The following is a 9114-nucleotide window of genomic DNA, read 5'->3' as shown; positions in this document are numbered from 1 at the left end:
TCCATGACTCGATGGAAGCCACTGTGGACCCTTATCCCGGGGTCCCGATTGGATGCCGATCACCCCGAAAACGGGGTCCTTATTCCATGCCGAAACACAGGCAGCCGGAAGCGTGTGTTGGAGGCTCACGCTCACGGTCCCGCGAGTAGAAGGGACACGGCCCCGCAGATCTGGCCCGGCGCGCGGGCTTATCGCGCGTCCAGAGCCCCGCTTTGGGCCTTGCGCGTTTGGCCGGGACCGGCGCGGAGAGTGGTCGGCGTGGATGCGTTCGGCAGCAAAGGCGTGGGGCTTGAAATCGCTTCGACCAGTGGCATTTGTGTTGCCCTGCAGCGGATGCGTAGGTTTCGGGTGCTTCGGCCCGCCGAAGGGTTGCTGGGAGCGAACGCAAGTTCGCGAGTTTGGCGTACACCACCCGATCCTGCGAAAGCCAACGTCGCCAAAATGCGATCTTTGTGGCTTTTGTGAATTCCGCACCGATCGTTTCGACCGACTGCGTGATTTTGGCCGCGATCGCCGCGCCTTTCCTCCCACAAACTCCGGTGCCCGACCTATCTGGAGCGGTCGCACAAGTTTCAGGTGAGTTCTTTGTTCTAACGAGGTACTGCCGGCAAGCCGGTGCCGTGGCACTTTCGCGCTAAGTCAGCAAGGATCGTAGCACTGAACGTAGGGCGCTCCTTCGTTAAAGCGAGGAGGGCCTCGCCTCGTCTGATTGCGCGATCATACCAGAGGCGCTTTGTCAGGAGCCCGACGAAGTGTTTCAACCAGATGCCGAAACTGCAACAACAACGACAGGAATGCGGCAAGATCGAAGGGCGAGGATCGCCACTGGCACGCGGTAGCACGGGTAATCGCGCATTGATCGACATCGTAAGCGCCGCGCGGGTGCGGCTTGGTCCAGACTGCTTCCCCATCCCATCTTTCACGCGTTCGTTCCACCAAGCTGCTCGCTAAGCGCTTCATCGACGCAGGCGATCAACTCCAGACTGGCAAAGGGTTTGGCAAAAAAGCCCGTTACGCCGGCGCTCAACGCGCGGGCTCGCGTGCGATCATCTCCGAAGGCAGTCATCAGGATGAATGGCGCAGCGTGGCCCTGGGCCCGCATCTGTTCCAAAAGTTCAAAGCCGCTCATCATGGGCATCTGCACGTCTGCAATGACACAGGACGTATCGTTCAATTGAGATGACCGCAAGAATTCGTCAGCCGATGCAAACGTACGAACGTTGTGACCCTGCGATTTCAAAAGGTTGTTCAGTGCGGCACGAATCGAAGGATCGTCGTCGACAACGGAAATAGTTGAATACCTAGACAAGACGACCCGTTCTTAGTTGGGCGAAGGCGCTGGCGGAAGCATGACGGCCAGCAGAAGGATGCGCTTGCACGACGAAATTGTAAAACCATACCTAGGTTTGTACCCTGAAGCGGTCGGTCCCAATTCCCAGCCTCTCAGTCATCCTGATCAAATCGGCCAGCGATCGAGCTCCCATCTTCTTCATCACGTGACCGCGATAAATTTTGACTGTAATCTCGGCGAGCCCGAGTTCCGCAGCTACCTGTTTGTTCAATAAGCCGGCGGCGACTAGTTTCAATACATCCTGCTCTCGTGGACTTAGGGCCTCAAACAAGGACTGCAGCCTCCTGACCACCTTGTCTACACCTCGTCTCTTCCGATCCTGTTCGATAGCTGCGACTACGCCATCGAGTAGTTCCTGATCGCGAAACGGCTTGCTGAGAAAATCGATTGCTCCACTCTTCATGGCTTTGACAGTCATCGGAATATCGCCATGAGCGGTGATGAAAATAATAGGAATGTGAAGCTTCAGTTTGGCTAACTCACTCTGGAGCTCAAGGCCGCTCAATCCCGGCAGCCTGATGTCAAGCACAAGGCAGCTAGGAACATCAGGGAGCTCGCTCTGGAGCATTTCCCGGGCCGATCCGTAAGCAACGACATCCAGACCGATCGAACGAAATAGGTTGACCAGCGATTCGCGCATTGAGAGGTCATCGTCGACGAGGAAGACGCGCGGCCTCACCTCCGGCCCTACGACATTTGCGGCTTCCTTCCGCGGTTCAGAGCGCTTGGTCACGATCAGAGCCTCACTTGTACGATTTTCAGTAGAATCGTCGCCCTACTACGACCTTTGATTGACCACGTTGCCTTTCAAGGACTTTCGCACAGTGCAAAGTTTGAGATTTTCCAGGTATGTGACGGGTCAGCCATTCGCGCCAGCGTGATGATACAGGAAAGTCTAGCAAAAACCGCCCGACTGGTCGAGAACTGCCTTTCGCCTCTGTCCGCCGTCGCGTCGGATCGGCCCCGCGGCATCGATCAAACGATCAGCAGCGATCGAGAAGCACCAACTCCAGAACTTGAGGCGCTCGCTTTAGCATGGCGGCGCGTGTCGCCTGGCCCTCGCGAATGAGGCTGCAGCGGACGACCCATTATGCGGCTGAAGGATCAGAATGCCCGGCGCCTTGGTAGTTGAACGCGGGGGCGCGAGCTGAGCGAATTGGCGCTATCGTGCCTGTGCATGCGCCGATCCCGCCCGCGTTGAGATCGGCAAGCGGCGTAGACTATCGCACCCATACTAAGGAAAATAGACATCAGAACGAGTAGCAGCGGCATCAGCACATGAACTTTTCTTTTTCTCAGAGCGCCTGTGAGTTGCTCTTTGCGCGGTTGAGGAAAGCACCTCGCACCGACTTCGTACAACCTGACGCTAGGTGCGATTCAAGTCCTTTCCGTCATGTTTGTCGTAAAGATGCTCGAACTCGAGCTGCTGCAGGGGCGCTCACGTGCGTTCGTTCGGCCGGCGCGCAGGACTGGGCTGGATCGACACGATCGGGCCACGCATTGGGTGTGTAAGTCGCGTCTCGGCGTGCCGCGGTCCACTCTTTGGCGGCCTTAATCGGTACTCGCGCCGTTTTGCGAAGTCCCTTCACAAGCTCGCCCCATATGTGTCAGGTTTCGGCTCAGTCCTTATTGACCGGGCGGGCAAATGCCGCGGGACCCCCTCAGCCGAACTCTGTTCGGCTCAAATGTCGACAGTGACATCCAGCCCCTGTGGGAGGACGGTGATCGCGCGTTCTGCCGTGCGAGGCAAATCCACGGCAGCAGGGCTGTCGTGCTTGTCGTGCGGCCCATCACGGAAGACCCAACGACGCTCGACCGCCTCGCCCATGAGTATGAGCTGAGGGAGGAGCTAGACGAGGCATGGGCGGTGCGGCCGTTGGAACTGATCCGGGAAGCTGGTCGGACTATGCTGGTCCTGGAGGATCCATGCGGCGAGCCACTGCTAAATTTACTCGGGGTGCGTATGGAACCCAAGCGCTTCCTGCGCCTCGCTGTTGGTATCGCCAGGGCCGTGGGCAAGCTTCACCGGCACAGCTTAGTCCACAAGGACCTGAAACCCGCTCACATTCTGGTCAATTGTCCTGACGAACAGGTACGACTCACTGGTTTTGGTCTGGCTTCCCGTCTTTCCCGCGAGCGCGTGCCGCCTGAGCCTGCCGAGTTCATCGCCGGCTCGTTGCCCTACATGGCGCCCGAACAGACCGGACGAATGAATCGCTCGGTCGATTGTCGCAGTGATCTCTATTCACTTGGCGTGACATTCTACCAGATGCTGATCGGCGCGCTGCCGTTCACGGGCTCAGATCCCTTGGAGTGGATCCATTGTCATATTGCAAGAAAAGCAATACCGCCCGTCGAGAAATCACAAAACCTCCCCCTGCCGATATCTCAGATTGTGATGAAACTCCTCGCGAAAACCGCCGAGGAACGCTACCAGACTGCCGCTGGCCTTGAGCACGATCTGCAACACTGTCTCGCAGCATGGGCCACCCACGGTCGCATCGACCCGTTTGAGCTCGGCACAGACGACACACCTGATCGGTTGCTCATCCCCGAGAGGCTCTATGGCAGAGCCCTTCAGATCGAGGCTTTGCTTGCCTCTTTCGATCGCGCGGTGAAGAGCGGCACGCCGAGGTTGGTGCTCGTCGCCGGTTACTCCGGCGTCGGTAAGTCTTCGCTCGTCCAGGAGCTACACAAAGCACTGGTGCCCTCGCGCGGGCAGTTGGTGTCAGGCAAATTCGACCAACTGAAGCGCGACGTTCCCTATGTGACGCTAGTGCAGACGTTTCAGAGTCTTGTCCGTCCTCTTCTCAGCAAAAGTGAGGGCGAACTCGCCACCTGGCGGCAAGCGCTCCGGGAGGCGCTCGGCGCGAATGGACGACTGATGGCCGAATTGATTCCCGATCTGAGCCTGATCATTGGCGAGCAGCCCGCGGTTGCTGAGCTTCCAGCCCGGCAAGCGCAAATTCGTTTCCAGCTGGTGCTTCGTCGCTTTATTGGCGTGTTCGCCCGGCGAACCCATCCTTTGGTGCTCTTCCTCGACGATTTGCAGTGGCATGATGCCGCAACGCTCGACTTGATCGAGGATCTCCTGACCCAGTCGGATCTGCACCTGCTGCTCATTGGAGCTTACCGCGGCAACGAACTTGATGCAGGCCATCCACTCAAACGCAAGCTCGACTCCATCAGGGGAGCCGACGTAAATTTCGAGGAGATCACGCTCTCGCCGCTCACTGCAGACGATGTCGCGCAGTTAGTCGCGGATACCCTTCGCTGCGGACCAAAACGCGCTGCCCCGCTTGCAAAGTTGGTGCATCAGAAGACGATGGGTAATCCGTTCTTCGCCATTCAATTCCTTTCTGAACTGGCCGAAGAGCAGCTGTTGACGTTCGATCACGAGTCGGCGCGCTGGCGATGGGATCTCGAGCGTATTCACGCAAAAGCGTACACCGAGAACGTCGTGGATCTGATGCTCGGCAAGCTCATCCGCCTGCCCGAGGAAACGCAGGACGCGCTGCAACAGCTGGCCTGTTTCGGCAACATCGCCGGGACGGCGGAGCTTGCGATCGTGCTCGAAATTTCGCAGGAGCAGGTGCACGCGACCCTGTGGCCGGCGATCCGGCAGGAACTGATCGCGCGCCACGGAACAGCCTACCGCTTTCTCCACGATCGCGTTCAAGAGGCGGCCTACTTGCTGGTGCCAGAATCCTCGCGCGCTTCTGCCCATCTGCGGATCGGTAGGATGCTGGCGGCACACGTCCCTGCGCACAAACGCGAAGAGGCTATCTTCGACATCGTCAGCCAACTTAATCGAGGTGTCGCGCTAATTGCCTCCGGTCAGGAGCGTGAGCAGCTCGCAGAGCTGAATTTAGTGGCAGGGCAGCGTGCCAGGGCGTCGGCGGCCTACGCCTCGGCACTCACATATTTCACCCTCGGTGCTGCGCTGCTCGCGGAGCACTCTTGGCAAAGGCGCCACGAACTCGCGTTCGCACTGGAGACAAGCCGGGCCGAATGCGAATTCTTGGTAGGCCAGCTGGAAATTGCAGAGAGCCTCCTGTCCGTACTGTCGAAGCGCGCCTTGAACGCGCCCCAGCGAGCAACGGTCGCATGTTTGCGGGTCGATCTTTACTTGACGCTCGGTCAGCACGGGCGGGCAGTGCTCACAGGGCTCGAATATCTTCACGACGTCGGGATCGAGTGGTCGCAGCATCCGACGGACCAGGAAACATTAGCCGAATATCAGCGGATGTGGTCACAACTGCCCGACGCAATCGAGGATCTTGCTAGTTTGCCTGCAATGACAGATCAGACCACGCTTGCCACGCTTGCCGTCTTGACCCGGATTCTTCCGCCCGCAGGTTTCACGGACGCCAATTTATCCGCTTTGGTCATCTGCAGAGCTGTCACCATCAGCCTCGAATACGGCAACACTGATGCTTCTTGCGCCCATTACGCATGGCTAGGCCGAATCTTGGCCGGGCGCTTCGGTGACTACCAAGCAGCTGACAAATTTGGTCGTCTTGCTTGCGACCTGGTTGATCGCGGTGAGTTCTCCCGTTTTCGGGCTCCCGTCTATTTGGCCTTCGGGTGCAACGTCATCCCGTGGACGAAGCCCCTAAGAGGTGGCCGGGTTTTGATTCGGCGAGCGCTCGCAGCTGCGGTCAGCAGCGGCGATGTCATCTATGAGGCGTACAGCTTGCTTCATCTAACCTCAAATATGATCATGGCCGGAGATCCCCTGAAAGAGGTACAGAACGAGATAGAGAAAAGCCTCGCTACGATACGGAATAGAAAGGTTCAGTTTGCTGCTGATACCGTAGCCGCTCAGCTCGCAATCATTAGAAGCATGCGCGGCCTCACGCGCTCATTCGGTTGCTTCGATGACCAACATTTTGACGAGCTAGACGTCGAGCGATCGTTGGCACGGAGTCCGGAGCTGTCACCTAGCGAAACCGTCTACTGGATCCGTAAACTTCAGGCGCGATTCATAGCCGGCGATTATGCTGCGGCTGTTGATGCTCGCTCCAAGGCGAAGCCCAAATTATGGACCATGCCGACAGAGCCGTTGATCGCGGAGTTTCACTTCTATGGTGCGCTGTCTCACTCATGTTATTGCGACAAGCCAGGCGAAAGCGAACAACAGCGACATCGGGATATCATTGATGCCCATTACAGACAGCTGCAGATATGGGCGGCGAATTGCCCCGAAAATTTTGAGAATCGGGCTGCCTTGGTCGGCGCTGAAATTGCAAGGCGGGAATACCGCGATACAGACGCAATGCGACTGTATGAACACTCAATCCAGACCGCAGCACGTGACGGTTTCGCCCACCACGAGGCAATCGCTTGCGAACTTGCAGCGCGCTTTTATGCTGCGCGCGGTTTTGACAGAATCTCCCGGGTTTACCTGCAGGACGCGCGGCGCGGCTACCTTCGTTGGGGAGCAGATGGCAAAGTGCGTCAGCTCGACGAGCTGAATCCCCATCTCAACCATGAGGAGACCACTCCTGCCGCGAATGGAATGAGGATCGGAGCTCCGGCTGAGCATCTTGATCTCGCGACGGTTACAAAAGTGTCGCAGGCGATTTCCGGCGAGATGGTTCTTCAAAAACTAATCGACACGCTTATGCGGACTGCCATTGAGCAGGCCGGCGCCGAACGAGGTTTGTTAATTCTGCTGCATGGAGGCGAGCCGCGGATCGAGGCGGAAGCCGCAGCGGTAGCGGATGCGCTGCTTGTAAAGGTGAATCAACAGCCCGTAACTCCGATGGCACTTCCCGAGTCCGTGCTGCATTTCGTCCTACGTGTCCGCGAAAACGTCATTCTCGAAGATGCTGCCGCCGAGCCTTCATTTGCGGAAGATCCGTATATCCGCGAGCGCAAAGCGCGTTCTATTCTTTGCCTGCCACTGATCACGCAGGGCAAGCTGATCGGCGTACTTTATCTGGAGAATAATCTCGCCGCGCGCATATTCTCGGCTGCCCGCAACTCGGTGCTGAAAATGCTTGCGTCGCAAGCTGCAACTGCGCTGGAAAACAGCCGGTTGTACAGCGAAGTTCAGCAACGGGAGTCAAAAATTCGGCGCTTACTCGACGCTAACATCATCGGAATATTTATCATTCGCGAAGGAGGCGAGATCATCGAGGCAAATCAAACCTTCCTCACGATGGTTGGATACGACCGCGAGGATCTCGTCGCGGGGCGAGTGAACGGTCTCGACCTGACACCGCCAGAATGGCACGAGCGCACACTGGATGCTGGAACAGAAGCAAAACGGACCGGAGCCGTTCAGCAGTTCGAGAAAGAGTATGTCCGCAAGGATGGCAGCCGCGTGCCGGTGCTAATTGGCCTCGCCGTCTTCGATGCGCGAGACGACCAAGGTGTTGGCTTCGTCCTCGACCTGACAGAGCGAAAGAGAGCGGAAGCGGAAGCCCGTGAAAGCGAACGACGGTATCGCGAGACTCTGATGGGGCTGGCACACGCCAATCGGATCACGACAATGGGACAGCTGGCCGCCTCAATCGCCCATGAGGTCAACCAGCCGATTGCCGCGATCAGCAGTAATGCGGGGGCGGGGCTAAATTGGCTCGGTGCTCAGCCGCCAAATCTGGAAGAAGTTCGGCAGACCTTCGGTTTGATCGTCCGTGACAGTATGCGTGCAGGGAACGTGATCCGTCGGATCCGCGCTCTTATGAATAAGGCTCCTATGCAAACGGAGCTTCTCGCAATTGACGAATTGATCTTAGAGGTCCTGGCCCTAGTTCGCGCGGAACTTGCGAAAAATGATGTATGGGTGCAAACGCGACGGACTGAGGCGTTGCCGCTCGTCCGCGCAGATCGCGTCCAAGTCCGGCAGGTGATTCTCAATGTGATCACGAACGCCATCGAGGCCATGAGCGAGATCAACGAAGGTGACCGCGAGTTACTGATCAGTGCGCGGACAGATGACTCGAATAACGTAGTGGTCACTTTTCGGGATACGGGTCCAGGACTTGATCCGAACAGCGCTGACCGCGTGTTCGAGGCGTTTTACACCACCAAGTCCGAAGGGATGGGCATGGGGCTGGCCATTTGCCATTCTATTATTGAGGCGCACGGGGGCCGGATGTGGGCGGGCGCCAATGATCCTCGCGGGGCGGTCTTTCAGTTCAGCATGCCGGTTGCGCCGGAGGGCGTGGATCGGTCGGAACAGGTCGCTTCACCGTCTTAGGCTCGAGTTCGATATCGAGCAGGGCGCTCCGGGAGCCCCGATCATCGTGACACAAGCGAGCGGCGAGACCTCGAGGATTTGAGACATTCGCGTTTCTTACTGCCCATCGAGGAGTGTTGGAGCGAGCGACAGCAACCTCGATCCCGCGGTCTCGCAGATTTTCGCGAATAATCAGAAGATCTACAGTCTGACCGTAACGTCAGATTCAGGACGCTTTGAGGGCTTCCTGCAAGTCTCTTGAGACTTGCAGGGCGTCAAGCGGAATCAGACGAAAGCTGCACACGCAGTGTTCGAGAGAATGACGGCAATAGCATCTTTGTTTGAGTCGGGAGAGCGACATGAGTTACTTTATAATGCATGCAATCGTCGCCTGTGGCTGCGCAGAGTCTCGGTGTGGCTGATCAGTTAGAGCCAATCCCAAGTGCTAAAGTGGTTTAGGAAGGGTTGCTTTGATAACAGTGGAACCAGCGCAGCCCCCTTGAATCCGATCTCAATGCAGAGCATTCCTGTCATGCGCCCCGAAGCAGGCCCCGGATTGCAACCGGTGTACCCC

General features: G+C 57.7%; 3 protein-coding genes. 1 reads left to right on the top strand and 2 read right to left on the bottom strand.

What is annotated here, in order from left to right; translation table 11 throughout:
• Positions 1 to 919: 919 nt before the first annotated feature.
• Both IVA92_RS08580 and IVA92_RS08575 read right to left on the bottom strand, forming a co-directional pair.
• On the bottom strand, positions 920 to 1309 hold the full coding sequence (locus IVA92_RS08580) for a response regulator (RefSeq protein ID WP_247279003.1): 390 nt from the start codon (positions 1307 to 1309) through the stop codon (positions 920 to 922).
• Between the two features lie 91 nt (positions 1310 to 1400).
• Positions 1401 to 2084, bottom strand: a complete 684-nt coding sequence (locus IVA92_RS08575) for a response regulator transcription factor (RefSeq protein ID WP_247279002.1) — start codon at positions 2082 to 2084, stop codon at positions 1401 to 1403.
• Between the two features lie 912 nt (positions 2085 to 2996).
• Here IVA92_RS08575 and IVA92_RS08570 point away from each other — a divergent pair.
• Complete coding sequence (locus IVA92_RS08570) at positions 2997 to 8561, top strand: ATP-binding sensor histidine kinase (protein WP_247279001.1); 5565 nt, start codon at positions 2997 to 2999, stop codon at positions 8559 to 8561.
• The last annotated feature ends 553 nt before the right edge of the window (positions 8562 to 9114 follow it).

The organism is Bradyrhizobium sp. 154 (assembly GCF_023073875.1).
GTDB lineage: Bacteria > Pseudomonadota > Alphaproteobacteria > Rhizobiales > Xanthobacteraceae > Bradyrhizobium.
The sequence above is the reverse complement of the archived record's forward strand: the minus strand, read 5'-3'. Positions and strand labels throughout refer to the sequence as shown.

What these genes read in the sequence shown, in the direction of transcription:
- IVA92_RS08570 (WP_247279001.1), top strand. Translation starts at nt 2,997, where the DNA reads ATGCCGCGGGACCCCCTCAGCCGAACTCTGTTCGGCTCAAATGTCGAC.